Annotated in this window: 20 protein-coding genes and 1 pseudogene; 12 read left to right on the top strand and 9 right to left on the bottom strand. The window is 70.3% G+C overall.

What is annotated here, in order from left to right:
- Positions 1 to 90: 90 nt before the first annotated feature.
- Both F3T56_RS24355 and F3T56_RS24350 read right to left on the bottom strand, forming a co-directional pair.
- Positions 91 to 330 (bottom strand): heavy-metal-associated domain-containing protein, encoded by a 240-nt coding sequence (locus F3T56_RS24355; RefSeq protein WP_149827512.1) that lies wholly within the window; start codon positions 328 to 330, stop codon positions 91 to 93.
- A 63-nt stretch (positions 331 to 393) separates the two neighbouring features.
- Positions 394 to 1050: a TetR family transcriptional regulator gene (locus F3T56_RS24350; protein WP_149827511.1), complete on the bottom strand. Its 657-nt coding sequence runs from the start codon at positions 1048 to 1050 to the stop codon at positions 394 to 396.
- A gap of 170 nt (positions 1051 to 1220) precedes the next feature.
- Between F3T56_RS24350 and F3T56_RS24345 the strand changes: the two genes are divergently transcribed.
- Positions 1221 to 3473: an MMPL family transporter gene (locus F3T56_RS24345; RefSeq protein ID WP_149827510.1), complete on the top strand. Its 2253-nt coding sequence runs from the start codon at positions 1221 to 1223 to the stop codon at positions 3471 to 3473.
- A gap of 336 nt (positions 3474 to 3809) precedes the next feature.
- Complete coding sequence (locus F3T56_RS24340; protein ID WP_149827509.1) at positions 3810 to 4853, top strand: zinc-dependent alcohol dehydrogenase family protein; 1044 nt, start codon at positions 3810 to 3812, stop codon at positions 4851 to 4853.
- Here the strand turns inward: F3T56_RS24340 and F3T56_RS49360 are convergent.
- The 3 genes and pseudogenes from F3T56_RS49360 to F3T56_RS24325 form a co-directional block, all read right to left on the bottom strand.
- Positions 4834 to 5462: pseudogene (locus F3T56_RS49360) on the bottom strand (GNAT family N-acetyltransferase). The gene F3T56_RS24340 and the pseudogene F3T56_RS49360 overlap by 20 nt on opposite strands.
- Positions 5463 to 5540: 78 nt before the next feature.
- Complete coding sequence (locus F3T56_RS24330; RefSeq protein WP_149827508.1) at positions 5541 to 5741, bottom strand: helix-turn-helix transcriptional regulator; 201 nt, start codon at positions 5739 to 5741, stop codon at positions 5541 to 5543.
- Between the two features lie 289 nt (positions 5742 to 6030).
- Positions 6031 to 6948 carry a sugar phosphate isomerase/epimerase family protein gene (locus F3T56_RS24325; protein WP_149827507.1) on the bottom strand — a complete coding sequence of 306 codons (918 nt, stop codon included), beginning with the start codon at positions 6946 to 6948 and terminating at the stop codon, positions 6031 to 6033.
- Between the two features lie 124 nt (positions 6949 to 7072).
- Here F3T56_RS24325 and iolC point away from each other — a divergent pair, with 124 nt between their 5' ends.
- The 5 genes from iolC (at position 7073) to mmsA (ending at position 13257) form a co-directional block, all read left to right on the top strand.
- On the top strand, positions 7073 to 8023 hold the full coding sequence (iolC, locus tag F3T56_RS24320; RefSeq protein ID WP_149827563.1) for a 5-dehydro-2-deoxygluconokinase: 951 nt from the start codon (positions 7073 to 7075) through the stop codon (positions 8021 to 8023).
- Between the two features lie 104 nt (positions 8024 to 8127).
- Entirely contained in the window at positions 8128 to 9006 is an 879-nt protein-coding gene (locus tag F3T56_RS24315) for a Cgl0159 family (beta/alpha)8-fold protein (RefSeq protein ID WP_149827564.1), read from the top strand.
- Positions 9007 to 9013: 7 nt separating this feature from the next.
- Positions 9014 to 9844, top strand: coding sequence for a 5-deoxy-glucuronate isomerase (gene iolB, locus F3T56_RS24310; RefSeq protein WP_149827506.1), 831 nt, complete (start codon positions 9014 to 9016; stop codon positions 9842 to 9844).
- On the top strand, positions 9841 to 11739 hold the full coding sequence (iolD, locus tag F3T56_RS48120) for a 3D-(3,5/4)-trihydroxycyclohexane-1,2-dione acylhydrolase (decyclizing) (protein ID WP_246203800.1): 1899 nt from the start codon (positions 9841 to 9843) through the stop codon (positions 11737 to 11739). Before iolB ends, iolD begins: the two co-directional genes overlap by 4 nt.
- Positions 11740 to 11754: 15 nt before the next feature.
- Positions 11755 to 13257 (top strand): CoA-acylating methylmalonate-semialdehyde dehydrogenase, encoded by a 1503-nt coding sequence (mmsA, locus tag F3T56_RS48115; protein ID WP_246203799.1) that lies wholly within the window; start codon positions 11755 to 11757, stop codon positions 13255 to 13257.
- A gap of 59 nt (positions 13258 to 13316) precedes the next feature.
- Here mmsA and F3T56_RS24300 read toward each other — a convergent pair whose 3' ends face one another.
- Positions 13317 to 14156, bottom strand: coding sequence for an SCO4651 family lipoprotein (locus F3T56_RS24300; protein WP_149827505.1), 840 nt, complete (start codon positions 14154 to 14156; stop codon positions 13317 to 13319).
- A gap of 510 nt (positions 14157 to 14666) precedes the next feature.
- Between F3T56_RS24300 and F3T56_RS24290 the strand changes: the two genes are divergently transcribed.
- The 5 genes from F3T56_RS24290 (at position 14667) to F3T56_RS24270 (ending at position 22959) form a co-directional block, all read left to right on the top strand.
- Entirely contained in the window at positions 14667 to 17333 is a 2667-nt protein-coding gene (locus F3T56_RS24290; protein WP_149827503.1) for an alpha/beta fold hydrolase, read from the top strand.
- The gene (locus F3T56_RS24285) at positions 17330 to 18268 is read left to right on the top strand and encodes an ABC transporter permease (RefSeq protein WP_246203798.1); all 939 of its coding nucleotides are present in this window, start codon (positions 17330 to 17332) and stop codon (positions 18266 to 18268) included. The genes F3T56_RS24290 and F3T56_RS24285 overlap by 4 nt, the downstream gene beginning before the upstream one ends.
- A 158-nt stretch (positions 18269 to 18426) precedes the next feature.
- Positions 18427 to 20019: a vWA domain-containing protein gene (locus F3T56_RS24280; protein ID WP_149827502.1), complete on the top strand. Its 1593-nt coding sequence runs from the start codon at positions 18427 to 18429 to the stop codon at positions 20017 to 20019.
- 163 nt (positions 20020 to 20182) lie between these two features.
- Positions 20183 to 22102, top strand: a complete 1920-nt coding sequence (locus F3T56_RS24275; RefSeq protein ID WP_149827501.1) for an AMP-dependent synthetase/ligase — start codon at positions 20183 to 20185, stop codon at positions 22100 to 22102.
- Positions 22103 to 22356: 254 nt separating this feature from the next.
- Positions 22357 to 22959 (top strand): dTDP-4-dehydrorhamnose 3,5-epimerase family protein, encoded by a 603-nt coding sequence (locus tag F3T56_RS24270; protein ID WP_149827500.1) that lies wholly within the window; start codon positions 22357 to 22359, stop codon positions 22957 to 22959.
- 37 nt (positions 22960 to 22996) lie between these two features.
- On the opposite strand, the gene rfbD is transcribed toward F3T56_RS24270, so the two are convergent.
- Genes rfbD through F3T56_RS24255 form a run of 3 tightly spaced genes read right to left on the bottom strand, consistent with a single transcriptional unit; the run spans position 22997 to position 25991 of the window.
- Positions 22997 to 23881: a dTDP-4-dehydrorhamnose reductase gene (gene rfbD / locus F3T56_RS24265; protein WP_149827499.1), complete on the bottom strand. Its 885-nt coding sequence runs from the start codon at positions 23879 to 23881 to the stop codon at positions 22997 to 22999.
- On the bottom strand, positions 23878 to 24927 hold the full coding sequence (rfbB, locus tag F3T56_RS24260; RefSeq protein ID WP_149827498.1) for a dTDP-glucose 4,6-dehydratase: 1050 nt from the start codon (positions 24925 to 24927) through the stop codon (positions 23878 to 23880). The genes rfbD and rfbB overlap by 4 nt, the downstream gene beginning before the upstream one ends.
- On the bottom strand, positions 24924 to 25991 hold the full coding sequence (locus F3T56_RS24255; protein ID WP_149827497.1) for a glucose-1-phosphate thymidylyltransferase: 1068 nt from the start codon (positions 25989 to 25991) through the stop codon (positions 24924 to 24926). The genes rfbB and F3T56_RS24255 overlap by 4 nt, the downstream gene beginning before the upstream one ends.
- Positions 25992 to 25998 lie beyond the last annotated feature (7 nt).

Below are 25998 nucleotides of genomic sequence, written 5' to 3'. Positions count from 1 at the left end.
TGCCCGGCGTCCCAGATCGCACGCTCACCGTAGCCCGAACGGCCCAGCACCCCGCAAGCCCGGGAACGGACCGTCACACGATCGAGCTAATCAGACCGTGCCGACCAACTCGAAGCCTGCCTCGTCGACGGCGGCGCGGACGGTCTCCTCGTCGAGCGGGGCGGCCGAGATCACGGTGACCTCGCCGCTGGAGGCGACGGCCTTCACGGAGGAGACGCCGGCGATCTCGGAGATCTCACCCGATACGGCGCCTTCGCAGTGCCCGCAGCTCATGCCGCTCACCTTGTAGACGGTGGTGACGGAAGCCGAGGTGTCGATCTGGGCGGTCATGTCGTTGCTCCTCTTCGGGGCATGGGGGGTGCGAGTAACCTTCAAACCACCCACTCTATACCCCTAGGGGGTAGGCCCCGCGGCGAGTCTGTCGCCCACAAGGGGCTGGAGGTAGCGGAGCAGGACCTTCTTCAGCTCCTGGACGTACGCGTCGCGCTCGGCGCCCTCGCTGGCGAGGACCAACTCCAGGCCCGCCTTGTACATGGCTACGCAGACGTGTGCGGTACGGGTGATGTCGGCGGCCGGGATGTCGGGCAGGAAGGGCGTGAGCAGGGACTCCACCCGCGCGACCAGGGTCGCGTGCAGGGCGTCGTGCTCCTCGGCGATCCGGCCCGGGATGTCGGGGCCGTGCATCAGCGTGAAGAACGCCGGGTGCCGGCGGTTGAAGTCGATGAACCGGTCCACGGCCGCCGCGACGGCCTCCTCCAGCGGGGTCGCCGGGTCGACCGGGGCGAGCGCCTCGCCGTACGTCTCGCGCATCTCGCGCATGAGCCGCTCGCCCAGCTCGATCGCGATCGCTTCCTTGTTTGGGAAGAACTGGTACAGCGTGCCCGGCGAGACGCCCGCCTCGCGGGCGATGGCGTTGGTGCTCGCGGCGGTGTAGCCGGTCGAGCTGAACACGGTGGCCGCGGCTTCGAGGAGTTGGGCGATACGGCGCTCACCGCGGGCCTGACGGCGGCGCGGCTGCTCCTTCTCCTGCTTCTCCTGGTTCGTGGCCACGCGGTTATCCCCAGCTTTCCGGACGCGATTGACAAACACGAGTGGTCGCTCGCATTCTGGTGAAACGCGAGCGATCTCTCGTGTTTGCCAGTCTATGGCTTGGCTCTTCCATGCTGCCCGGCTGCGCACAGCACGGACCAGAGTGATCAGAGTGAAGGGGACACCGCACCATGACCGAAGTCAACAGGCCACCTCGAGTGGGTGGCTGGACCCGCTTCGTGACCGCACGTCCCCGGCTCTCCCTGCTCGTCGCCCTGCTGATCACGGCCCTCGCGGTCGTGGCGGGCAGCGATGTGGCGGACCGCCTGGGCAGCGGCGGCTGGGAGGATCCGAAGGCCGAGTCGACGTACGCGACGAAGGCACTGGAGCGCGAGTTCCCCGACTCCCAGCCGAACTTCCTGCTGCTGGTCGACGCGGGCAGCGCCTCGGTCGACGACCCGGAGGTCGCCGCCGAGGCAAAGCGGCTGGCCGAACGGCTCGCCGCCGAGAAGGGCGTGACCGGCGTCGGCTCCTACTGGCAGTCCGGCGCCCCCACCCTGCGCGCCGAGGACGGCAGGGAGGCGCTGATAGCGGCCCGCCTCGCGGGCGACGAGACGGCGATGAACAAGACCCTGGACCGCATCGCGCCCGAGTTCCGCGGCACGCACGGCCCGGTCGACGTCAAGATCGGCGGCATCATCGCCGTGCGCCACGAGATGCAGGCGATCATCCAGGAGGACCTGCTGCGGGCCGAGATGATCGCCCTGCCCGTGACCCTCGTCCTGCTGGTCATGGTCTTCGGCAGCGCGGTCGCCGCCCTGCTGCCGCTCGGCGTGGGCATCGTCGCGATCCTCGGCACCAACGCGATCCTGCGCGGCCTCACCGAGGTCACCGACGTCTCGGTCTTCGCCCTGAACCTGACGACGGCCCTGGGCCTGGGCCTCGCCATCGACTACGCCCTCTTCATCGTCCGCCGCTTCAGGGAGGAACTCTCCACGGGCGCCACCCCGCTCGCCGCAGTGGCCACGACCCTCCGCACCGCCGGCCGCACAGTCCTCTTCTCGGCCCTCACGGTCGCCGTCTCCCTGGCCGCCATGATGGTCTTCCCGCAGTACTTCCTGAAGTCCTTCGCCTACGCGGGCATCGCGGTCGTCCTACTGGCCGCGGCAGCGGCCCTGATCCTCCTCCCGGCGGCCCTGGTGCTGCTGGGCGAGCGGGTCAACGCGCTGGACATGCGGCGACTGTTCAGGCGCGGGAAGGCGAAGCCGAAGGGGGAAGACTCGGCGGCCGACACGGCGGCGGAGGAGGGCGCGGTCTGGGGCCGGATGGCAGCGCTCGTGATGCGCCGCGCCCCGTTCTTCGCGATCGCCACGACAGCCGGCCTGGTCCTCCTGGGCCTGCCCTTCCTGGGCGTGAAGTTCGGTACGGCCGACGACCGCCAGCTCCCTTCCTCCGCCGAGTCCCATGTGGTGCAGCAGCACATCCGCGACGGATTCCCCGGCAGCCCCGGCGGCGGACTGGAGGTGCTGGCCGAAGGCAGGGCAACGGAGACCGACTACGCCGCGTACAAGGAACGGATCGCCGACCTGCCCGAGGTGCTCCGGGTGGACGGCCCGCTGGTGCAGGGCGACGCGGCCTACTTCACGGTGCTGCCGAAGGGCGAGCCGGTGGACGAGGGCGCGCAACGTCTGGTGGGTGACATCAGGGCGACGGACGCCCCCTTCGAGACCTCGGTGACGGGCACGGCGGCGGTCCTGGTCGACACGAAGTCCGCGATAGCGGACGGCATACCCTGGGCCCTGTCCTTCATCGCGATCGTCACCCTGATCCTGGTCTTCCTCCTCACCGGCAGCGTGCTGATCCCCCTCCAGGCGGTCCTGCTCAACGCGCTCAGCCTCACCGCGATGTTCGGCGCGATGGTCTGGGTCTTCCAGGACGGCCACCTCTCCGGCCTCCTGTCCTTCACCAGCCCGGGCTCCATAGAGACCACCCTCCCGGTCCTGATGTTCTGCGTCGCCTTCGGACTCTCCATGGACTACGGCGTCTTCCTGCTCTCCCGCATTAAGGAGGAGTACGACCACACCGGTGACCACACCGCCTCCGTCCGCTTCGGCCTCCAACGCACCGGCGGCCTCATCACGGCGGCAGCCGTCATCCTGGCCGTGGTCATGACCGCCATAGGCACCTCCCGAGTCACCAACACCAAGATGCTCGGCCTCGGCATAGCCCTCGCCGTCCTGATGGACGCGATGGTCGTCCGCAGCCTCCTGGTCCCAGCCGTCATGCGCCTCACAGGCCGAGCCACATGGTGGGCCCCCGCCCCCCTGAAGCGCTTCCACGAACGCTTCGGCCTGAGCGAGGGAGAGCCGGCGTCCACGACGGCATTGACCGCTGAGGCGGAGCCGGAGAAGCCGGAGCCGATATCCAGCCCGACCCGAGTCTGAGGCCAAGCCAGGCCGCGCCCCTGAAGGGCCGCAGGCCCCTTCAGGGGCGGGGCTGTGTCGATTTGCGGCTCCGCCGCGTGGGCGCGACAAGCCCCCACCCACCCGCACCCGTGGCTTTTAAGGGGCGCGGGGAACTGCGCGAACAACCCCCACCCACCCGCACCCGCCACTCAACCCCACCGCCCGAGCTCGAAGGCGTGGCGGGGGCGAAGGGGCGGCAGCCCCTGGATGAGGGTCCCCCCGCTCGAGCGAAGCCGAGAGTGGGGGAGGGACGGGTAGGGGCGGCGGGGGCGACAATGCTGGTCGGTAGCGACGGCGGGGCGAAAGGTGAGGCAGATGTACGCGGTGGTGTTCGAGCAGTTCGGCGAGCCGGCCGAGATACGGAACATGCCGGACCCCACCCCACCCCCGCACGGCGTAGTCGTACGAGTCGAAGCCACCGGCCTCTGCCGCAGCGACTGGCACGGCTGGCAGGGCCACGACCCGGACATCACCCTGCCCCACGTCCCCGGCCACGAACTCGCCGGAGTCGTGGAGACGGTCGGCGCCGAGGTGACCGCCTGGCACCCCGGCGACCGAGTCACCGTCCCCTTCATCTGCGCCTGCGGAACCTGCGCGTCCTGCGCCGCAGGCGACCAGCAGGTGTGCGAGCGCCAGACACAGCCGGGCTTCACCCACTGGGGCTCGTTCGCGCAGTACGTGGCACTGGACCACGCCGACGTGAACCTCGTGGCCCTGCCCGAGGAACTGTCGTACGGCACGGCGGCCTCCCTGGGCTGCCGCTTCGCGACGGCGTTCCGCGCGGTCGTGGCACAGGGCCGCGTCAAGGCGGGCGAATGGGTCGCGGTGCACGGCTGCGGCGGCGTGGGCCTGTCGGCGGTGATGATCGCGGCGGCCTCCGGCGCCCGCGTGATCGGCGTGGACGTCTCCGCCCAGGCCCTGGACCTGGCGAGGAAGTTCGGCGCGGCGGAGTGCGTGGACGCCTCCGGCGTACCGGACACGGCCGAGGCGATACGCGACCTCACCGCCGGCGGCGCCCACCTCTCCCTGGACGCCTTGGGCTCCCCGATCACCTGTGCGGCCTCGGTCAACAGCCTCCGCCGCCGAGGCCGCCACATCCAGGTAGGCCTGCTCCCCTCCGAGACCGGCACCACCCCGGTCCCCATGGCCCGAGCGATCGCCCTGGAACTCGAACTCCTGGGCAGCCACGGCATGCAGGCCCACGCCTACCCGGAGATGCTGGAACTGGTCCGCGCAGGCGTTCTGCGCCCCGACCTCCTGGTGACCTCGACGATCCCGCTGGCCGCGGCCCCGGCCGCCCTCGCGGCGATGGACACAGCCCCCGGCAGCGGCGTGACGGTCATCCAGCCGTGGAGCTGACGCTCCCGACCCCGGGCCGCCCCCGATGGGCGGCCCGCTCGGGGGGCGAGGATCGACATCCGTACGGCGTCGATCCACTCCCCGTCCTGCCACAGGGTCTGCCGCTCCACACCCTCGGCCACGAAACCGGCCTTCTCGTAGGCGCGCTGTGCCCGGGGGGTGTGGGTGAACACGTACAACGAGACGCGGTGCAGGCCGAGCCGCTCGAAGGCGTGGCCGACCGTCAGCCGCACGGCCTCCGTGCCCAGGCCACGGTCCCGCCCACCGGGACCGATGAGAATCCGTAAGCAACAGCTGCGGTTCGCCTCATCCCTCCCCCAGCTCTCGGCTTCGCTCGAGCCGGGGGGACCCCATGTTCAGCACGGCCTCACCGACGAGTTCGCCACTCGCCCGGTCGACGATGCCGAGGTCGAGGCGGTCGCTCTGGTCGTTGCGAGTGCCGTACCAGGAGCGCAGCCGGTCCGGGCCGAGCGCCTCGGTCGGGCTGCCGGTGAGCCGTATGACCTCCGGATCGGACAGGATCCGCGCCATCACGGGCACGTCCTCCTCGGTGAACGGCCGCAGCACGGTCCGCTCACCGGTGAGCACGGGTTTCACGGAAAAGCTCATCCCCGGATCCTGGACAGCGGACGGACCCGGGGACAAATGAATAAAGGGAGTAAACAAATAAATGGCGTGCGGAGTCGGTCAGTCGACCTTGCGCCCCCGATTGCCCGGTCTGGAGGCGACCCAGGCGCGGATCGTGTCGGCGTACCAGTAGGGCTTGCCGCCCTCCACGTGGTCGGGCGGCGGCAACAGCCCGTGTTTTCGGTACGAGCGGACGGTGTCGGGCTGCACACTGATGTGCGCCGCGATGTCCTTGTACGACCAGAGGCGTCGGTCGGTCATCAATGGCACCTCGCGCTGGTGATCACAAAACCTGTGCCCCCTCAACGACACAGAGTGACCACCAGGGCCCCGTTGTCGAGTGCCTGTGACACCACACCCGCGCACACGTGACACCTGTGACAGAAGGGTGCCTTTGTGACGCAGCCAAGCGCCGGCGCGCCCTTTAGGGGCGCGGTGGCTGCATCGATATGCGGGTCCGCCGCGTGGGCGCGACCAGCCACAACGAACCCGCGGCCAAAAACAGACCCCGCACCGCAACGGCGCTACACGGCTCACCCCAGCGGAACGCTCACGCCCCGCAAGACCTCAAGAACGCCCGAGTCCTCTTGGCGATCGGCAGCGGAGCGTCAGGCGCACACGGATACATGTCCTGCTCGACGATCGCGAACAGATCCACATCCAGCTTCGCCGCAGCGGCCAGCACCGGCTCCAGTGCCGGCACACCCGCCGGCGGCTCACACATCACACCCTTCGCCACGGCTGGCCCGAACGGAGTCTCGTTCGCGCGGACCTCGGCGAGGATCTCGGGGTCGACCTGCTTGAGGTGCAGATACCCGATGCGCTCCCCGTACGTCTCGATCAGCTTGACGCTGTCGCCGCCGCAGTAGGCGTAGTGCCCGGTGTCGAGGCAGAGCGAGACGACCGACGAGTCCGTGCCGTCGAGGAACCGGACGACGTTCTCCTCGCTGTCGATATGGGTGTCCGCGTGCGGGTGGACGACGATCTGCAGCCCGTACCGCTCACGCACCTCCCGTCCGAGCCGCTCGGTGAGCTGGGTGAGGTGCCGCCACTGCTCGACGGTCAGCTCGCTCGGCTCCAGCACCTCGCCCGTCTTGTCGTCCCGCCAGAAGGACGGGATGACGACGAGATGTCTGGCGCCCATCGCCTGCGCGAGGACCGCGTTGTCGGCCACGTGCGCCCAGGTCTTCTCCCAGACGTCGGGGCCGTGATGCAGCCCGGTGAAGACCGTGCCGGCCGACACTTTCAGGCCGCGCTTGGCGGTCTCCTCGGTGAGGACGGCCGGATCGGTCGGCAGATAGCCGTACGGTCCCAGCTCGATCCACTCGTAGCCGGAGGCGGCGACCTCGTCGAGGAAGCGCTTCCAGGGGACCTGCTGAGGGTCGTCGGGGAACCACACGCCCCAGGAGTCGGGCGCCGAGCCGATCCTGATGCGGGAGAGTGAGGACTGAGGTGACAACGACGTCATGGGCGTCAGCTTCCGGCCGGAAACGAATGGTGTCAATAGGTAGTCCGAATGTCTGGACAAAACATTGACAGGGTCGCTCTGACGGAGCTAGACCTTGACGGAACCGGAGCGTGAAGGGAACTCGATGGCGTACGACCTGATCACCATGGGGCGGATCGGTGTGGACCTCTACCCGTTGCAGACGGGGGTCCCGCTGTCGCAGGTGACGTCCTTCGGGAAGTTCCTCGGCGGTTCGGCGAGCAATGTCGCGGTGGCCGCCGCCCGCCTCGGCCGCAGCACCGCGGTCATCACCCGCACGGGCGAGGACCCCTTCGGGGAGTACCTCCACCAGGCCCTGCGCGACTTCGGCGTGGACGACCGGTGGGTGACCCCGGTGCCGGGCCTGCCGACGCCGGTCACGTTCTGCGAGGTCTTCCCGCCGGACGACTTCCCGCTCTACTTCTACCGCCGCCCCAAGGCCCCGGACCTGGAGATCGACGCCCACGAGCTCGACCTCGACGCGATCCGCGACACCCGCATCTTCTGGGTGACCGGCACGGGCCTGAGCGAGGAGCCCAGCCGTACGGCGACCCTCGCGGCCCTCGCCCACCGGGCCAAGGCCGGCACGACCGTCTTCGACCTCGACTGGCGGCCGATGTTCTGGACCGACCCGGCCGAGGCCCGCCCCTTCTACGAGGAGGCCCTCCGCCACACCACGGTCGCCGTCGGCAACCTGGACGAGGTCGAGGTCGCCACCGGCGTACGTGAGCCGCAGGCCGCCGCCCGCGCGCTCCTCGACGCCGGGGTCGAACTCGCGGTCGTCAAGCAGGGCCCCAAGGGTGTCCTCGCGGTCAACAGCAAGGGCGACTCCGCCGAGGTCCCGCCCCTTCCCGTCAACGTCCTCAACGGCCTCGGCGCCGGTGACGCCTTCGGCGGCTCCCTCTGCCACGGCCTGCTCGAAGGCTGGGACCTGGAGCGGATCATGCGCCACGCCAATGCCGCCGGCGCGATCGTCGCCTCCCGCCTGGAGTGCTCCTCCGCGATGCCCACGACCGAGGAGATCGAGGCCGCGGTCAAGGCAGGGGCAGTCCTGTGACCGCCACCGAGCCCGGCGGCACCGTCCACACCACTTTCACCGAGCCCGACAGCCTCGGCGCTTCCGGCACCGCCCAAGCAACTGTCACCACCCCCCTCAGCCCCATAGACGTCTCCGCCCTCGCCCGCACCCGCGCCCAGCACCCCGAGGCGATCGCCGAAGCCGCAACCCGCCGCACCCGCCGCCCCCTGATCGGCGACTCCGGCCGGCTGATGATCGTGGCCGCCGACCACCCGGCCCGCGGCGCCCTCTCCGTCGGCGACCGCAGGCTCGCCATGGCGAACCGGGCCGACCTGCTCGAACGGCTGTGCCTGGCGCTGTCCCGCCCCGGCGTCGACGGCGTCCTCGCGACCGCCGACATCCTCGACGACCTGCTCCTCCTCGGCGCCCTCGACAACAAGGTCGTCATGGGCTCGATGAACCGCGGCGGTCTCGCGGGCGCCTCCTTCGAGTTGGACGACCGTTTCACCGGCCACCGCCCCCAGGACATCGAGCGCCTCGGCTTCGACGCCGGCAAGCTCCTCCTGCGCATCGACTACGACGACCCGGGCTCCCTCGACACCCTGGAGTCCACCGCGCACGCCGTCGACGCGATGGCCGAGCGCAAGCTCCCCGTGTTCGTCGAGCCGTTCATCAGCCGCCGCGACCCCGCCACCGGCAAGGTCCGCAACGACCTGAGCGCCGACGCCGTCACCAAGTCGATCGCCATAGCCGCCGGGCTCGGCGGCAGTTCGGCGTACACCTGGCTGAAGGTGCCCGTCACCGAGAACCCCGACGACATGGCCCGCGTCATGGAGACCTCGACCCTCCCCGCCGTCCTGCTCGGCGGCGAGGTCGGCGGGGACCAGGAGGGCGCGTACGAGAAGTGGCGGGGCGCGCTGCAACTCCCCACCGTCCAGGGTCTGGTGGTCGGCCGTTCGCTGCTCTACCCGGCGGACGACGATGTGACCGCCGCCGTGGACACCGCCGTAGGACTGTTGTGAGGGCCGCATGACACAGAAGACCGAGCTGTACGTCCCCAAGGGGGCGACGGCGGGCACGGAATACGCCGTCGACATCGACCCGAAGCGGGCGGGCTGGACCCACAGCAGCCTGCGCATCGTCGAACTCCCACCGGGCGGTACGCACACGTTCACGACCGAGGACAGCGAGTGGATCGCGCTGTCCCTGAACGGTGCCTGCACTGTTCAGGTACTGGACGGCAGCGAGACAACCGAGTTTGAAATCCTGGGCCGGGAGAACGTGTTCGCCGGAGTCTCCGACTTCGTCTACGCGCCCCGCGACTCCCGGGTACAGATCGCCTCCGGCGCGGGAGGCCGCTTCGCTTTGGCAGGAGCGAAGTGCGAGCGACGACTCCCCGCTCGTTACGGCCCCGCGCCGGAGGTCCCCGTCGAGGACCGCGGCAGTGGCACCTGCGCCCGCCAGGTGCGCAACTTCGCCTCCGCCGACGCCTTCGAGTGCGACAAGCTCATCACCGTCGAGGTCATCACCCCCGGTGGCAACTGGTCCTCGTACCCGCCGCACAAGCACGACGAGAACCGGCCGGGGGAGGAGACCGAACTCGAGGAGATCTACTACTTCGAGATCGACGGCCCGAACGGCTTCGGCTACCAGCGCGTGTTCCCCTCCCGCGAGGGCGGATCCGACGTGCTCGCCGAGGTCCGTTCCGGTGACGCCGTGCTGGTTCCCGACGGCTGGCACGGGCCGTCCATCGCGCAGCCCGGCCACAGCATGTACTACCTGAACGTCATGGCAGGCCCGGGCTCCGAGCGCCAGTGGCGGATCTGCTTCCACCCCGATCACACGGAGGGTTACCGATGAGCACCGGGACCTCGACGAACACCACGAGGCTCACGGTCGCGCAGGCGCTCGTACGCTTCCTCGCCGCCCAGTACACCGAACGCGACGGCGAGCGGCAGCGGCTGATCGGCGCCACCTGGGGCATCTTCGGCCACGGCAACGTCGCGGGCCTCGGCCAGGCGCTGATCGAGTACGCCGACGACATGCCGTATTACCAGGGCCGCAACGAACAATCGATGGTGCACGCGGCAGTGGGCTACGCCCGGCAGTCGGGCCGCCTTTCCACGCACGCCGTGACGACGTCCATCGGCCCGGGCGCCACCAACCTCGTCACCGGCGCCGCCCTCGCCACGATCAACCACCTGCCGGTCCTGCTCCTCCCCGGCGACATCTTCGCCACCCGGCCCGCGGACCCGGTGCTCCAGCAGCTCGAGGTCCCGTACGCGGGTGACGTGTCCGTCAACGACTGCCTGCGCCCGGTGTCGAAGTACTTCGACCGGATCACCCGCCCCGAGGCCCTGATCCCGGCCGCGCTCCAGGCGATGCGGGTGCTCGCCGACCCGGTCGAGACGGGCGCCGTCACGCTCGCCCTCCCGCAGGACGTGCAGGCGGAGGCGTACGACTGGCCGGAGGAGTTCTTCGCCGAGCGGGCCTGGAACGTACGCCGTCCCGCGGCCGACGGTTCCGAACTGTCCGCCGCCGTACGGGCGATCCGCGAAGCCGGGCGCCCCCTGATCGTCGCCGGCGGCGGTGTCCACCACGCCCGCGGGGAGGAAGCGCTCGCCGAGTTCGCCGACGCCACCGGCATTCCCGTGTCGTCCACGCAGGCCGGCAAGGGCTCCCTGCGCTACGACCACCCCCAGGACGTCGGCGCCATCGGCCACACCGGCACCGCGACCGCCAACGAACTGGCCCGCACCGCCGACCTGGTGATCGGTGTGGGTACCCGGTACACGGACTTCACGACCGCCTCCGGCACCCTCTTCGCCGCCGACGGCGTCCGCTTCCTCAACCTCAACATCGCGCCGTACGACGGTCACAAGCTCTCCGGGCTGCCACTGATCGCCGACGCGCGCGTCGGGTTGGAGGAGCTGACCCAGGCGCTCGAACTGCACGGGTACCGGGTCGCGGACGCTTATGTCACCGAGTACTCCGAGGACAAGCAGCGCTGGGAGCACCGCGTCGACGCCTGCTACGAGGCCGACGAGCCGGACACCCGGCCCACCCAGGCCCAGGTCCTCGGCCTCCTCGACGAACTCGTCGACGAGAACGACATCCTCATCAACGCGGCCGGCTCCCTCCCCGGCGACCTGCACAAACTGTGGCGGGCGCGGTCGCGCGACCAGTACCACCTGGAGTACGGCTACTCCTGCATGGGGTACGAGATCCCGGCCGCGATCGGCGTGAGGATGGCGGCCCACGGGCGGCCGGTCTGGGCGCTGGTCGGCGACGGCACGTATCTGATGATGCCGACCGAGATCGTCACCGCCGTGCAGGAGAACATCCCGATCAAGGTGCTGATCATCCAGAACCACGGGTACGCGTCCATCGGCGGCCTGTCCCAGGAGACCGGCGCCGAGCGCTTCGGCACGGCCTATCGGTACCGCTCCGAGGACGGCACGTTCACGGGTGCTCCGCTGCCCGTGGACCTCGCCGCCAACGCGGCCAGTCTCGGCATGCGCGTCCTGCGGGCCAAGACCGTCCGCGGCCTGCGGGCGGCCCTCGCCGAGGCGCGGGCCGCCGACACTCCCACATGTGTCTACGTGGAGACCGAAACGGCAGACACAGTGTCGGGCCCGCCTCCCGCGCAGGCCTGGTGGGATGTTCCTGTGGCCGAGACCGCGACCCGCCCGTCGGCGGTCAAGGCCCGCGAGGAGTACGACCGGCACGTCTCTACCCGACGCCGCCATCTGTAAGAAGGAGTTCTCGGCATGACGAAGATCGTCAACCACTGGATCGGCGGCAAGACCGTCGAAGGCGCGTCGGGTACGTTCGGGCCGGTCACGGACCCGGCGACCGGCGCGGTCACCACGAAGGTCGCGTTCGCGACGGTCGACGAGGTGGACGCGGCAGTCGCGACCGCCAAGGAGGCGTACGCGACGTGGGGCCAGTCCTCGCTGGCCCAGCGCACATCCATCCTCTTCAAGTTCCGCGCGCTGCTCGACGCCAACCGTGACGCGATCGCCGAGCTGATCACCGCCGAGCACGGCAAGGTGCACAGCGACGCGCTCGGCGAGGTCGCGCGCGGCCTGGAGATCGTCGACCTGGCCTGCGGCATCAACGTCCAGCTGAAGGGCGAGCTGTCCACGCAGGTCGCCAGCCGCGTGGACGTCTCCTCGATCCGCCAGCCCCTCGGCGTCGTCGCGGGCATCACGCCGTTCAACTTCCCGGCGATGGTCCCGATGTGGATGTTCCCGATGGCCATCGCGTGCGGCAACACGTTCGTGCTGAAGCCGTCCGAGAAGGACCCGTCGGCGTCGATCAAGATCGCCGAGCTGCTGTCGGAGGCGGGCCTGCCGGACGGCGTCTTCAACGTCGTCCACGGCGACAAGGTGGCGGTGGACCGCCTCCTGGAGCACCCGGACGTCAAGGCGGTGTCGTTCGTGGGCTCGACCCCGATCGCCCGCTACATCCACACCACCGCCTCCGCCAACGGCAAGCGCGTACAGGCTCTGGGCGGCGCCAAGAACCACATGCTGGTCCTGCCCGACGCGGACCTGGACGCGGCGGCGGACGCGGCGGTCTCGGCGGCCTACGGCTCGGCGGGCGAGCGCTGCATGGCGATCTCGGCGGTGGTGGCGGTAGGCGCGATCGGCGACGAGCTGGTGGAGAAGATCCGCGAGCGAGCCGAGAAGATCAAGATCGGCCCCGGCAACGACCCGACGTCAGAGATGGGTCCGCTGATCACGGCGGCTCACCGCGACAAGGTGGCGTCGTACGTCGAGGGCGCGGCGGCCGAAGGCTCGGAAGTGGTGCTGGACGGCACGGGCTACACGGTCGACGGCTTCGAGGAAGGCCACTGGATCGGCATCTCGCTCCTCGACAAGGTCCCGACGACGGCGAAGGCCTACCAGGACGAGATCTTCGGCCCGGTCCTGTGCGTGCTCCGCGTGGACACGTACGAGGAGGGCATGTCCCTCATCAACAACTCGCCCTTCGGCAACGGCACGGCCATCTTCACCCGCGACGGCGGTGCCGCCCGCCGCTTCCAACTGGAGGTCGAGGCCGGCATGGTCGGCGTCAACGTCCCCATCCCGGTCCCCGTCGGCTACCACAGCTTCGGCGGCTGGAAGGACTCGTTGTTCGGCGACCACCACATCTACGGCAACGACGGCACCCACTTCTACACCCGAGGCAAGGTCGTCACGACCCGCTGGCCCGACCCGGCCGACGCCCCCACGGGCGTGGACCTGGGCTTCCCGCGCAACCACTGAGTCCGTACGGTGCCCCGCTCCTTCCACGCGGAAGGAGCGGGGCACCGCCGTGTCCGCGGTCAGCCCTGCTCGGCGGCTTCCTTGACCTCGTCGGTGAGGTCGCCGGTCTGTGAGGCGGGCGGGGCCTGGATCTTCTTGGTGGCGCTGAACTTCCCGAAGTCCATGGTGACGGTCATCGCGCCCAGCTCCTGCCGTATACGGACGGGCAGGTCGTCGTCGCCGACCCAGATGTCGATCGTCGTCTTCTGGACTCCGCCTGTCAGCTGGTTCGCGAGGGTCTCGTCCTCGGGCGCGTAGGTGTCCTTGAACCTGCCGAAGTCCTCCTTGCGGACCACGCCTCGGTAGTGCGTGACCTCGCGTCCGCTCACGGTCTCCGTACCGAGGTCGTCGACGTCGTTCGCGTACTTCAGCGTGCGCATCGAGGCCGTCGGGTCGCCGCCCTGTCCGCTGTCCAAGGCCGACGCGCCCTTGTCGCCGAACATCGCGGAGGCATCTATCCGCATCCACTCCTTGCCCTGGAGGGGGCCGGAGGGCTGCGGGTCGATGTCGTAGTAGTACGCGCCGTCGACGAAGAGGGCGCGCATGGACGGGTCGTCCGTCAGCTCCTGCATCTGGGCGGCCTCGGTATCCATCACCACGTCGTACGCGAGCCCGTCGCCCCAGGAGTACGTGCCCTCCATGACGACCGGGGCGCCCTCGTTCAGCACGGTGGTCGCCTTGACCTGGGCGGAGCCGAGGTCCTGGGTCCGGTCCGTCGCCCTCGCCAGGGCCGCCATGATCGCGTCGGACTTGTCCACGGCCTCGGCCGCCTGCTTCACGCTCTCCGCGCCGCACGCCGTCGTCGCCGCGAGCGCCGCCGCCGTGACTCCCACCCAGGCAGCGCTCCGCCCCAGCTTCATTTTCCCCACCCCGAAGTTGTGTGTCCCTCGCGGACATGTGTGTCAACTGTGAGCCGTGACTCTAGCGGGACCCACCGACACTCCCGCCACCGGATGCGCCGCGTCGGCAGGTGCGGGTTGGCACGTGGTTGCTCGCGCAGTTCCCCGCGCCCCAGAAAGTCACGGCCCTGCGGGCCGCTGGAAAGCGGGGCGCAGCCCCAGCTTTTCAGGGGAACTGCGCGACCAGCCCCCACCCACCCGAACCCGCCAACCATCCTGTCCCCCCGAGCTCGAAGGCGTGGCGGGGTCGAAGGGGCAGCCGCCCCTGGATGGGAGTCCCCCCGCTCGAGCGAAGCCGAGAGTGGGGGGAGGGACGGGCAGGGGCGGCGGGGGGCGACTTATCAGGTTGCTGTCGGCACCCATGTACCGCGACCGCTGTATGCGGAAATCCCCCCGTACGACCGTGGGATGGCACACACCTCCCCCCGAAGATGGCCCTGGGCTGTCACTGGTTCCCCGTACCGTTGACGCATGGATCTTCGACTGCCCGGACTGCGACTGCGCGGAGCACTGCGGCGGAGGCCACGACGGACCGTCGCCGCCGCGGCCGCTGTCGTCGTGCTCGCCGGAGCGGGCACATGGACGGCCACCGCCTCGGACGAGGCCGTGCCGGTCAAGCGCACCGACCAGGCCATGACCGTGGGCGACGGCGTCCGCCTGGACACCTCGTACTTCACGGCGGGCGCGGGCGACGACGACCGCCGCCCCGCCGTCCTCCTGGGCCACGGCTTCGGCGGCGACAAGGAAGACGTACGCAGCCAGGCCGAGGACCTCGCCCGCGACGGCTACGCGGTGCTGACCTGGTCGGCACGCGGCTTCGGCGAGTCCACCGGCAAGATCGGGCTGAACGACCCCGAGGGCGAGGTCGCCGACGTCTCCAAACTCATCGACTGGCTGGCCAAGCGCCCCGAGGTCCAGCTGGACAGGGACGGCGACCCGCGCGTGGGCGCCGCCGGTGCCTCGTACGGCGGCGCGATCTCGCTGCTGGCGGCCGGGTACGACGACCGGGTCGACGCCATCGCGCCCGCGATCACGTACTGGAACCTCGCGGACGCCCTGTTCCCGAACGGCGTCTACAAGAAGCTGTGGACCGGCATCTTCTTCTACACCAACGGCGGCTGCGAGAAGTTCGAGGCCGAGCTATGCGAGATGTACGAGCGGGTCGCGGAGTCGGGTGAGCCGGACGAGGAGGCGGTGAAGCTCCTTGAGGAGCGCAGCCCCGAGGCCGTCGGCGACCGCATCAAGGTGCCCACGCTGCTGATGCAGGGCCAGAGCGACTCCCTCTTCCCGCTGGCCCAGGCCGACGAGGCCGCCAAGGCGATCGAGGCGGGCGGCGCGCCCGTGGAGGTCGACTGGATCTCCGGCGGCCATGACGGCGGCGACATGGAGACGAGCCGCCTCCAGTCCCGCGTCAACGCCTGGTTCGACCGTTACCTGAAGGACGACAAGGCCGCGGACACGGGCTCGGCGTTCCGCGTCACCCGCACCCTCGGCTCGGGCTCCGGCGACGGCGAGACCCGCCTGAGCGGTACGACCGACGACACGTACCCGGGCCTCACGAGCGACCGGCAGTCGATCGCCCTCGCCGGACGCGAGCAGAGCTTCCGCAACCCGGCCGGCGCCAACCCGCCCGCCGTGTCGGCCCTGCCCGGCCTCGGCTCCGCCGCAGGCGGCCTGGCCCAGCTGTCCTCGCTCGGCGTCAGCATCTCCCTCGACTTCCCTGGCCAGTTCGCCGCGTTCGAGTCGCAGCCCGTCGCCGACGACCTCCAGATCACCGGCTCACCCACAGCCACCGTCCATGTGAAGTCGACCAGCGAGGACGCCGTGCTCTTCGCCAAGGTCTACGACGTCGGCCCGGACGGCAGGTCACAGGTCCTGCCCTCTCAGCTCGTCGAGCCCATCCGGGTGGAGGGCGCCAAGACCGGCAAGGACGTCGACCTCACCCTCCCGGCCATCGACTACGAACTGGACGACGGCCACCGCCTCCGCCTGGTCCTCGCCTCCACCGACCTCGGCTACGCCTCGCCGGCCGCCCCGGCGACGTACACCGTCTCCCTGAAGGGAGACCTGGCGGTGCCGACGCCGTTCGGCACGGTCGGCAGTGCGGACGCCCTGCCGGCCTGGGTCTGGTACATGCCGATCGGTGGCGCGGTGATCGCGGCGCTGCTGATACTGACGGGACGGCGCCGTATCGCGACCCCCGCCCCCGACCCGACGCTGGCCGAAGTGCCGCTCCAGATCACGGACTTGAGCAAGAAGTACAAGAACGGCGACCGCTACAGCGTCCGTGACCTCTCCATCCGCGTGGAGAAGGGCCAGGTCCTCGGCCTCCTCGGGCCGAACGGCGCGGGCAAGACGACGACCCTGCGCATGCTGATGGGCCTGATCCAGCCGGACGGCGGCGAGATCCGCGTCTTCGGCCACGCGATCGTGCCGGGCGCCCCGGTCCTCTCCCGGGTCGGCGCCTTCGTCGAGGGCGCGGGCTTCCTCCCGCACCTGTCCGGCCGCGAGAACCTGGAGCTGTACTGGCAGGCCACCGGCCGCCCGGCCGAGGACGCCCACCTGGACGAGGCCCTGGAGATCGCCGGCCTCGGCGACGCCCTGGCCCGCGCGGTCCGCACCTACTCCCAGGGCATGCGCCAGCGCCTCGCCATCGCCCAGGCGATGCTCGGCCTGCCCGATCTGCTCATACTCGACGAGCCGACGAACGGACTCGACCCGCCACAGATCCGCGAGATGCGCGAGGTCATGATCCGGTACGCGGCGGCGGGCCGTACGGTCATCGTCTCCAGCCACCTGCTGGCGGAGGTCGAACAGACCTGCACCCACCTGGTCGTCATGGACCACGGCAAGCTCGTCCAGGCGGGCCCCGTGAGCGAGATCGTCGGCTCCGGCGACACCCTGCTGGTCGGCACCTCCGTACCCGTGGAGGAGCCGGTCGTCGAGAAGATCGCCGCACTGCCGGGCATCGACTCGGCCGTGCTCACCGACGACGGCCTGGTCGTCCGCCTCGACGCCGGCGGCAGCGCACAGCGCCTGGTCGCCGAACTCGTACGGCTGGAAGTGCCCGTGGAGTCGGTGGGCCCGCACCGCCGCCTCGAAGACGCCTTCCTCACCCTGATCGGAGAGTCCGCATGAGCACGCTGACCGAGCGCGCCGAGCGCGACGACCGTGCCGAGGACGGCCGACACGGCGGGCAGGGCGAACCCGGTGGTCGCACGGAGCCCCCCGTCGAGGTCGCCGACGGCTACCGCGCCGGCCGCACCCTGCCCCTGAGGGTCGAGCTGGTCCGGCAGCTCAAGCGCCGGCGCACGATGATCATGGGCGGCGTCCTGTTCGCCCTGCCGATCATCCTGCTGATCGCCTTCCAGGTCGGCGGCACCCCGGGCGAGGGCGGCAACCGGGTCAACCTGATGGACACAGCGACGGCGTCCGGGACGAACTTCGCCGCGGTGAACCTGTTCGCCGGCGCGGGCTTCCTGCTGGTCATCCCCGTCGCGCTGTTCTGCGGCGACACGGTCGCCTCGGAGGCCAGCTGGTCCTCCCTGCGCTATCTCCTCGCCGCCCCGGTGCCCCGCGCCCGCCTGCTGTGGTCCAAGCTCGCCGTCGGCCTCACCCTCAGCCTGGCCGCACTGGTGCTGCTGCCGGTCATCGCCCTCGCCATCGGCACGGCGGCCTACGGCTGGGGCCCACTGGAGCTGCCCACGGGCGGCGAACTGGCCCCAGCGGCAGCCGCGCAGGCGCTGCTGATCACCGTGGCGTACATCTTCGTGTCCCAACTGGTCACCGCGGCCCTGGCGTTCTGGCTCTCCACAAGGACCGACGCCCCGCTCGGCGCGGTCGGCGGCGCCGTCTTCCTCACCATCATCGGCAGCGTCCTCGACGAGGTCACCGCCCTCGGTGACTGGCGCGACTTCCTGCCCGCGCACTACCAGTACGCCTGGCTGGACGTCGTCCGCCCCCAGCCCGACTACTCCGACATGATCCAGGGCACGTCCCTCTCCATAACGTACGCGCTCATCCTGTTCGCCCTGGCCTTCCGCGGTTTCGGCCGCAAGGACGTGGTCTCGTAGGTCAACGGAAGATCACCGACCGGTCTCGACCGGCCCTGGTCGTGGCCGCTTCGAGACGCATCCGCAACACCCCGTAGCGCACATCCGGGCCCCCTCCGCCGTCACAGTCACAACAGTCGCCCACAGAAGGGCGACAGCTGACTGCCGAGGGGGCCCGGATGCGTGCGTATCGCAGGACACTCAGGACAGGACCGACACGACGGCGGCTGAGCACCGGGCTCCTCGCCCTGGGCACGGCCGCCGCCCTGCTCCTCACCGGCTGCGGCAAGAGCAGCGTCGACCGGGGCAACTCGTCGGTGTACGACCGCGAAGGGGGCGGCAACAGCACGGGCGGCTTCCCGGCCCCCGCCCCCGAGGGCACCGGCACCGACTCCGGCGAACAGCGCGGCGAGCAACCGGGCGACGAGTCCCGCGACATCGCCCCGACCCCCGACTACACCTCCACCTTCGCCCTCGACGTCGACACCGCCTCCTACGGCTACGCCCGCCGCACCCTCGGGGACGGAACCCTGCCCGACCCCACCACGATCCGCCCCGAGGAGTTCGTCAACAGCTTCCGCCAGGACTACGAACGCCCCGACGGCGACGGCTTCTCGGTCACCGTCGACGGCGCCCGTACGTCCGACGAGAACTGGTCCCTGGTCCGCGTCGGCCTTGCCACCCGCCCCGCCGGGGACGACGGCGAACGCCCGCCCGCCGCGCTCACCTTCGTCATCGACGTCAGTGGTTCCATGTCCGAACCGGGCCGCCTCGACCTCGCCCAGGACGCCCTGCGCACGATGACGGACCGACTGCGCGACGACGACTCCGTCGCGATCGTCACCTTCAGCGACGAGGCCGAGACCGTCCTGCCGATGACCCGCCTCGACGACAACCGGGGCGAGATCCACGATGCCGTCGACAGTCTGGAACCCACCAACTCCACCAACCTCGGCGCGGGCGTCGAGACCGGCTACGAAACCGCCGTCGAGGGCCTGCGCAAGGGCGCGACCAACCGTGTCGTCCTCCTCTCCGACGCCCTCGCCAACACCGGCGACACCGACGCCGACACCATCCTCGAACGCATCGGCACCGAGCGCCGCGAGCACGGCATCACCCTCTTCGGCGTCGGCGTCGGCAGCGACTACGGCGACGCCCTCATGGAACAGCTCGCTGACCAGGGCGACGGCCACACCACCTACGTCTCCACCGAGGAGGAGGCCGAGAAGCTCTTCTGCGAGGAACTCCCGCGCCACATCGACCTCACCGCCCGCGACGCCAAGGCCCAGGTCGCCTTCGACCCGGAGACGGTCGAGGAGTTCCGCCTGATCGGCTACGACAACCGCCAGGTCGCCGACGAGGACTTCCGCGACGACCGCGTCGACGGCGGCGAGGTCGGCCCCGGCCACACCGTCACGGCCCTCTACGCCGTCCGCACCAAGCCGGGCGCCGACGGCCACCTGGCCACCGCCACCGTCCGCTGGCTCGACCCCGACACCCGCACCCCGCACGAGGAATCGTCCGCCGTCGAAGCCTCCACCCTCCACGACGACCTCTGGGCCACATCACCACACGGCCTCCAGGTCGCAGCCGTAGCCGCGTACTTCGCCGACGCCCTACGCCAGGGCGACAGCCGCTGGTCAGACCTCCCGGGCAGCCCGTCCCTAAGCCAACTCTCCTATCGAGCCGATGAGTTGGCCCGACACCGCGAGGACCAGGACCTGTACGACCTGGCCGAGACGATCGCGACGGCGGATGGGTTGATGACATGACTTGGCTGCGGCCGGCGCCGGTGAGCGAAAGCCCGCCCGTGACCGTACGAGTAGGCGTGGAAGTCGAGGGCGAGGACTGTGAGCCGAAACCATTGAAAATTCCTTACGCGCCGGTAAGTTGACTCGCCAGTAATGAAACGGTCGTCGGCCTCGGGGAGCTGCCATGGGCGTACGCAAGGACCTGAACCAGGCGAAACACCGCACCGACCTCACCGAACGGGTCAAGGTCGAAGTCGTGAAGGACGCCCACGGTGTCGTCCGCGAGGCCCGCACGCCCGCACTCACCCCCCGCGCGACCAGCGGCAGCATCGCCGACCTGCCCTTCGTCAACGCCACCGAGGCCCCCGACGCCGTGATCCTGCGCCGCGCCGACGACCGCGGCGACTGGCACCCGGTCACGGCCGCCGCCTTCGCCCGCGAGGTCACCGCCACCGCCAAGGGGTTGATGGCCGCCGGCCTCGAACCGGGCGGCCGGGTCGCGGTGATGTCCCGCACCCGCTACGAGTGGACGGTCCTCGACTTCGCCATCTGGGCGGCCGGCGGCCAGTCCGTCCCCATCTACGCGACCTCCTCGCCGGACCAGATCGAGTGGATCGTCCGCGACTCCGGCTCCCGCTTCGTGATCGTGGAGACCCCGGAGAACGCGGCCGCCGTCGCCACTGCCACCGATCGCCACACCCAGCCCCCGCAGATCTGGCAACTGGACGAAGGCGCCCTCTCCCACCTCGCCGACCTGGGCCGTACCATCGCCGACGACGTCACCGAGCGCCGCGCCGCCCTCACCCCCGACACGGCCGCGACCATCTGCTACACCTCCGGCACCACCGGCCGCCCCAAGGGCTGCGTCCTCACCCACGCCAACCTCCACGCCGAGGCCGCCAACACGGTCGAACTGCTCCACCCCGTCTTCAAGGAGGTCACCGGCCAGGTCGCCTCGACCCTCCTCTTCCTCCCCTTGGCCCACATCCTCGGCCGCACGATCCAGATCGCCTGCCTGATGGCCCGTATCGAGCTGGGCCACTACCCGAGCATCAAGCCCGCCGAACTGCGCCCCGCGCTCAAAAAATTCGGCCCCACCTTCCTCGTCGGCGTCCCGTACCTCTTCGAGCGGATCCACGCCACCGGCCGCGCCACCGCCGAACGCATCGGCCGCGGCGCCTCCTTCGACCGCGCCCACCGCATCGGCATCCGCTTCGCCGAGTCCCACCTGGACAAGTTCCTCGACCGAGGCCCCGGCCCGACCCGCGGCCTCTACGCCGCCTGGGCCCTGTACGACCTCCTGGTCTACCGCCGCGTCCGCAAGGAACTCGGCGGCCACCTCCGCTACGCCATCAGCGGCGGCTCCCCCCTCGACCGCGACCTCAACCTCTTCTTCTACGCCGCCGGCATCATCGTCTACGAGGGCTACGGCCTCACCGAGACCACGGCGGCCGCCACCATCGTCCCGCCCCTCAAGCCCCGCCCCGGCACCGTCGGCCAGCCCGTCCCCGGCACCGCCATCCGCATCGCCGACGACGGCGAGGTCCTCATCAAGGGCTCCATTGTCTTCGGCACCTACTGGAACAACCCGGTCGCCACCGACGCCGCCCTCACCGACGCCTGGTTCGCCACCGGCGACCTCGGCGCACTCGACGAGGACGGCTACCTCACCATCACCGGCCGCAAGAAGGACATCCTCGTCACCTCCGGCGGCAAGAACGTTTCCCCGGCAGTCCTGGAGGACCGCCTGCGCAGCCGCCCCCCGGTCGGCCAGTGCATCGTCGTCGGCGACAACCGCCCCTACGTCGCCGCCCTCATCACCCTCGACCCCGAGGACGTCACCCACTGGCTCCACGTCCGCGGCATGTCCCCGGACACCCCGCTCTCCGAGCTCGTCGACGACCCCCGGATGCGCGCCGACGTCCAGAAGGCCGTCGACTACGCCAACCAGGCGGTCTCCCGCGCCGAGTCCATCCGGGAGTTCAGGCTGGTAGACGGCGAGTTCAACGAGGACAACGGCCTCCTCACCCCATCCATGAAGGTCAAGCGCCACGCGGTGACGACGGCATACGCCCACGAGATAGAGGCGCTGTACCGGCGCTGACGCCCTCGTCTGCGGACCGGCCCCATGATGGAGCACCGACCCCTGACGGTTCGCTCGGCCAATCGGGTGATGTGGCGTCATGCGCGTTGCGTATCGGGTTTCTCCAATGGGTCACTGGGATTGCACAACGGGACTTGTCGCCCTGCGGGGGGCCACGGGCCGGACGGTTCTGCCTTCTCTGAACAGCCAGGGCCCTCACCCCAGCGCGCCGCGCTTCCTGCCGAATGAGACTTTGCGCGAGGACGTGATCCCTTATGAGGCCACTCCGCATCTCCGGAGCCTGGGTGGACGAGCCGAAAGTCTTCTCCGACAGCCGTGGCAGTTTCCACGAGTGGTTCAGGCAGCCCGACTTCGCCGAGTCCACCGGGCATGGACTGCGGCTCGCCCAGGCCAACTGCTCTGTGTCCGGCCGGGGCACCCTGCGCGGGATCCACTTCGCGGATGTGCCCCCGGGCCAGGCCAAATACGTCACGTGTGTACGCGGTGCGGTACTCGACGCGATCGTCGACATCCGGACCGGCTCCCCCACGTACCGCCGGTGGGAGACCGTCCGCCTCGACGACGTCGGCCACCAGGCCGTCTACCTCTCCGAGGGCCTCGGTCACGCCTTCATGGCCCTGAGCCATCACGCCACTGTCGTCTACCTCTGCTCCGAGGGCTACGCCCCGCGGCGGGAGCACGGCATCCACCCCCTCGACCCTGAACTCGGCATCGAATGGCCCGCCTCCCTGGAGCCCACGTTGTCGCCCAAGGACTCCGCCGCACCGACCCTGGCGGAAGCCGAGGCGGCCGCTCTGCTGCCCTCGTACGAGGTCTGCCAGGCGTACTACGCCCATCTGCGCCGACCCCGCGCCTGAGCCGCGACCCGCACGGCGGTCCGTGGCCCTCGCGGGATCAGCGCCGCTCCGCTGCCAACAGCTCGGGAAACGCGGCGTGCAGCCCCTCGCGCCAGTCGCGGATCGGCTCGATGCCCACCGTCCGCCAGCGGGCATGGCCGAGAACGCTGTACGCGGGTCGTGGTGCCACGCGGGCGAAGGTGTCGCTGGTGGTGGGCCGGACACGTCGCGGATCGGCGCCCAGCAGCCGGAAGACCTCGCGGGCGAAGCCGAACCAGGTCGTCTCACCACCACTCGTGCCGTGGTAGACACCGGCCGGTGCGGTTCCCGTGAGCGCCGCGCGGCCGAGCCGGACCAGCCGATCGGCCAGGTCGGCGGCCCAGGTGGGCTGGCCGAGCTGGTCGACGACCACGTGAAGGGTGTCCCTGACGTCGGCGAGCCTCATCACCGTACGGGCGAAATTGGCACCGCCCGCGCCGTACAGCCACGCGGTGCGCACCACGTACCCCGTGTCGGGGAGAGCTGCCAGCACCGCCTGTTCACCGGCGAGCTTGGTGCGGCCGTAGGCACAGCGCGGTGCTGTCGGGGCGTCCTCGGCGTAGGGGAAGGAATCGTTGCCCGCGAAGACATAGTCCGTGGAAACCTGGAGCAGCCGGGCGCCGCTCGCGGCGCAGGCGTCGGCGAGATGGCGCGGTCCGTCGCCGTTGACCCGCAGTGCCTCGGTCTCGCGGGCCTCCGCTTCGTCGACCGCCGTCCACGCCGCGCAGTTGACCACGACGTCCGGGCGGTGTTCTCCGACGGTGCGGAGCACCGCCTCGGGGTCGGTGATGTCGAGGACGGCACGGTCGAAGCCCACCGCCCTCTGCCCGTCCCGGGCCAGTCTGATCAGCAGTTCCTGCGCCAGCATGCCGCGGGCGCCGGTCACCATCCAGGTGGCGGTCATGTCATGGCCTCCTCGGTGGACAGGCCCGGCAGGGCGCGGGGCCCTGCCGGGCCTGTCGTGAAGGCGGGACGGCGTGTGAGCGGCTCCCACCAGTCGCGGTTGTCGCGGTACCACCGCACCGTCTGTGCGAGGCCGGTGGCGAAGCCCGTGCGGGGCCGATAGCCCAGCTCGGTGCGGATCTTGGTGCAGTCCAGCGAGTAGCGGCGGTCGTGGCCCTTGCGGTCGGTGACGTGGTGGACGCTGCTGTCCCAGTCGGCGCCGCAGGTCTCCAGCAGCAGCCCGGTGAGCTCCTTGTTGGTCAGCTCGGTGCCACCGCCGATGTTGTAGACCTCGCCGGGGCTGCCTTCGGTGCGGACCAGTTCGATACCTCGTACGTGGTCGTCGACGTGCAGCCATTCCCGGACGTTGCCGCCGTCTCCGTAGAGCGGGACCTTCCTGCCGTCCAGCAGGTTGGTGATGAACAGGGGGATGACCTTCTCCGGGAACTGGTGGTGCCCGTAGGTGTTGGAGCCGCGGGTCACTCGGACGTCGAGGCCGTGGGTGTGGTGGTGGGACAGCGCGATCAGATCACCGGCCGCCTTGGTCGCGGAATAGGGGGAGCTGGGCCGCAGTGGGTGGGACTCCGGCCAGGAGCCCTTGTCGATGGAGCCGTACACCTCGTCGGTGGAAACGTGCAGGAAGGTCTGGACGCCCGCGCGATGGGCGGCGTCGACCAGGGTCTGCGTGCCCACCACGTTCGTACGGACGAATTCGGCGCCCGATCCGATGGAGCGGTCCACGTGCGACTCGGCGGCGAAGTGCACCACCTGGTCGTGGTCGGCCATCAGCTCCGCCACCAACGCAGGGTCGCAGATGTCGCCCCGCACGAACGCGAAGCGGGGGTGGTCACGGACCTGGTCGAGGTTGGCGGGATTTCCCGCGTAGGTGAGCTTGTCGAGCACGGTCGCCGTCACGTGTCCGGGCCCGCCCGGAGAGAGGAGCGTGCGGACGTAGTGGGAGCCGATGAAGCCGGCGCCGCCGGTTACCAGGATTCTGGTTGTGGTCATGGGGAGATCTGCACCTTGCTGTGGTCGCCGAGGACGAGTCGGTGGGCTGAGGGGGTGCGCGGCGCGGGGGTGACCTCGACGTTGCGGCCGATGAGCGAGGCCTGGACCCGGCTCACTCCGGTGATGGACGAGTCGCGCAGGACGATGGAGTACTCGATCTCGCTGTCGCTGATCCGGCAGTTCTCGGAGACCGAGGTGAACGGGCCGATGTAGGAGCCGCTGATCATCGCGCCGGAACCGATGACCACCGGCCCGACGATGCGGGAGCCGCGCACCTGCGCGCCCGCGTCGATGCGTACCCGGCCGATGATCTCGCTGGCCTCGTCGACCCTGCCCAGGACGGAGCGGTCGACCGCTTCCAGGACGGAGCGGTTGACCTCCAGCATGTCGACGACGTCGCCGGTGTCCTTCCAGTAGCCGGCGATCGTGGTGGCACGCACGTCGCTCCGGTTGTCGATCAGCCATTGGATGGCCTGGGTGATCTCCAGCTCGCCGCGCCGGGACGGGCCGATGGAGCGTACGGCCTCATGGATCGCGGGACCGAACAGGTAGACGCCGACCAGCGCCAGATCGCTCTTGGGCCTGCTCGGCTTCTCCTCCAGACCGATGACCCGGCCCTCGGCGTCCAGTTCGGCGACGCCGAAGGAGGTGGGGTCGGGCACTTGGGTGAGCAGGATCCGGGCGTCGGGGCGCTCGGCGCGGAAGGCGTCGACCAGAGCGCTGATCCCACCGACGATGAAATTGTCGCCGAGGTACATCACGAAGTCGTCGTCACCGAGGAACTCACGGGCGATCAGCACCGCGTGGGCCAGGCCGAGCGGGGCGTGCTGCGGGATGTACGTGGCCCTGACACCGAGCCGGGAGCCGTCGCCGACGGCCTCGCGGATGTCGTCCCCGGTGTCCCCCACGACGATGCCGACCTCGGTGATGCCGGCCTGGGCGATCGCCTCCAGACCGTAGAAGAGCACCGGTTTGTTGGCCACTGGCACCAACTGCTTGGCGGAGGTGTGGGTTATCGGCCGCATGCGGGTGCCGGAGCCACCGGCGAGGACAAGGGCTTTCATATGGGGC

It is taken from the genome of Streptomyces tailanensis (assembly GCF_008386495.1).
GTDB classification, from domain to species: Bacteria; Actinomycetota; Actinomycetes; order Streptomycetales; family Streptomycetaceae; genus Streptomyces; species Streptomyces tailanensis.
The sequence above is the reverse complement of the archived record's forward strand: the minus strand, read 5'-3'. Positions and strand labels throughout refer to the sequence as shown.

What these genes read in the sequence shown, in the direction of transcription:
- F3T56_RS24355 (WP_149827512.1), bottom strand. Translation starts at nt 330, where the DNA reads ATGACCGCCCAGATCGACACCTCGGCTTCCGTCACCACCGTCTACAAG.
- F3T56_RS24345 (WP_149827510.1), top strand. Translation starts at nt 1,221, where the DNA reads ATGACCGAAGTCAACAGGCCACCTCGAGTGGGTGGCTGGACCCGCTTC.
- F3T56_RS24340 (WP_149827509.1), top strand. Translation starts at nt 3,810, where the DNA reads ATGTACGCGGTGGTGTTCGAGCAGTTCGGCGAGCCGGCCGAGATACGG.
- F3T56_RS24330 (WP_149827508.1), bottom strand. Translation starts at nt 5,741, where the DNA reads ATGACCGACCGACGCCTCTGGTCGTACAAGGACATCGCGGCGCACATC.
- F3T56_RS24325 (WP_149827507.1), bottom strand. Translation starts at nt 6,948, where the DNA reads ATGACGTCGTTGTCACCTCAGTCCTCACTCTCCCGCATCAGGATCGGC.
- iolC (WP_149827563.1), top strand. Translation starts at nt 7,073, where the DNA reads ATGGCGTACGACCTGATCACCATGGGGCGGATCGGTGTGGACCTCTAC.
- iolB (WP_149827506.1), top strand. Translation starts at nt 9,014, where the DNA reads ATGACACAGAAGACCGAGCTGTACGTCCCCAAGGGGGCGACGGCGGGC.
- iolD (WP_246203800.1), top strand. Translation starts at nt 9,841, where the DNA reads ATGAGCACCGGGACCTCGACGAACACCACGAGGCTCACGGTCGCGCAG.
- mmsA (WP_246203799.1), top strand. Translation starts at nt 11,755, where the DNA reads ATGACGAAGATCGTCAACCACTGGATCGGCGGCAAGACCGTCGAAGGC.
- F3T56_RS24300 (WP_149827505.1), bottom strand. Translation starts at nt 14,156, where the DNA reads ATGAAGCTGGGGCGGAGCGCTGCCTGGGTGGGAGTCACGGCGGCGGCG.
- F3T56_RS24290 (WP_149827503.1), top strand. Translation starts at nt 14,667, where the DNA reads ATGGATCTTCGACTGCCCGGACTGCGACTGCGCGGAGCACTGCGGCGG.
- F3T56_RS24285 (WP_246203798.1), top strand. Translation starts at nt 17,330, where the DNA reads ATGAGCACGCTGACCGAGCGCGCCGAGCGCGACGACCGTGCCGAGGAC.
- F3T56_RS24280 (WP_149827502.1), top strand. Translation starts at nt 18,427, where the DNA reads ATGCGTGCGTATCGCAGGACACTCAGGACAGGACCGACACGACGGCGG.
- F3T56_RS24275 (WP_149827501.1), top strand. Translation starts at nt 20,183, where the DNA reads ATGGGCGTACGCAAGGACCTGAACCAGGCGAAACACCGCACCGACCTC.
- F3T56_RS24270 (WP_149827500.1), top strand. Translation starts at nt 22,357, where the DNA reads ATGAGGCCACTCCGCATCTCCGGAGCCTGGGTGGACGAGCCGAAAGTC.
- rfbD (WP_149827499.1), bottom strand. Translation starts at nt 23,881, where the DNA reads ATGACCGCCACCTGGATGGTGACCGGCGCCCGCGGCATGCTGGCGCAG.
- rfbB (WP_149827498.1), bottom strand. Translation starts at nt 24,927, where the DNA reads ATGACCACAACCAGAATCCTGGTAACCGGCGGCGCCGGCTTCATCGGC.
- F3T56_RS24255 (WP_149827497.1), bottom strand. Translation starts at nt 25,991, where the DNA reads ATGAAAGCCCTTGTCCTCGCCGGTGGCTCCGGCACCCGCATGCGGCCG.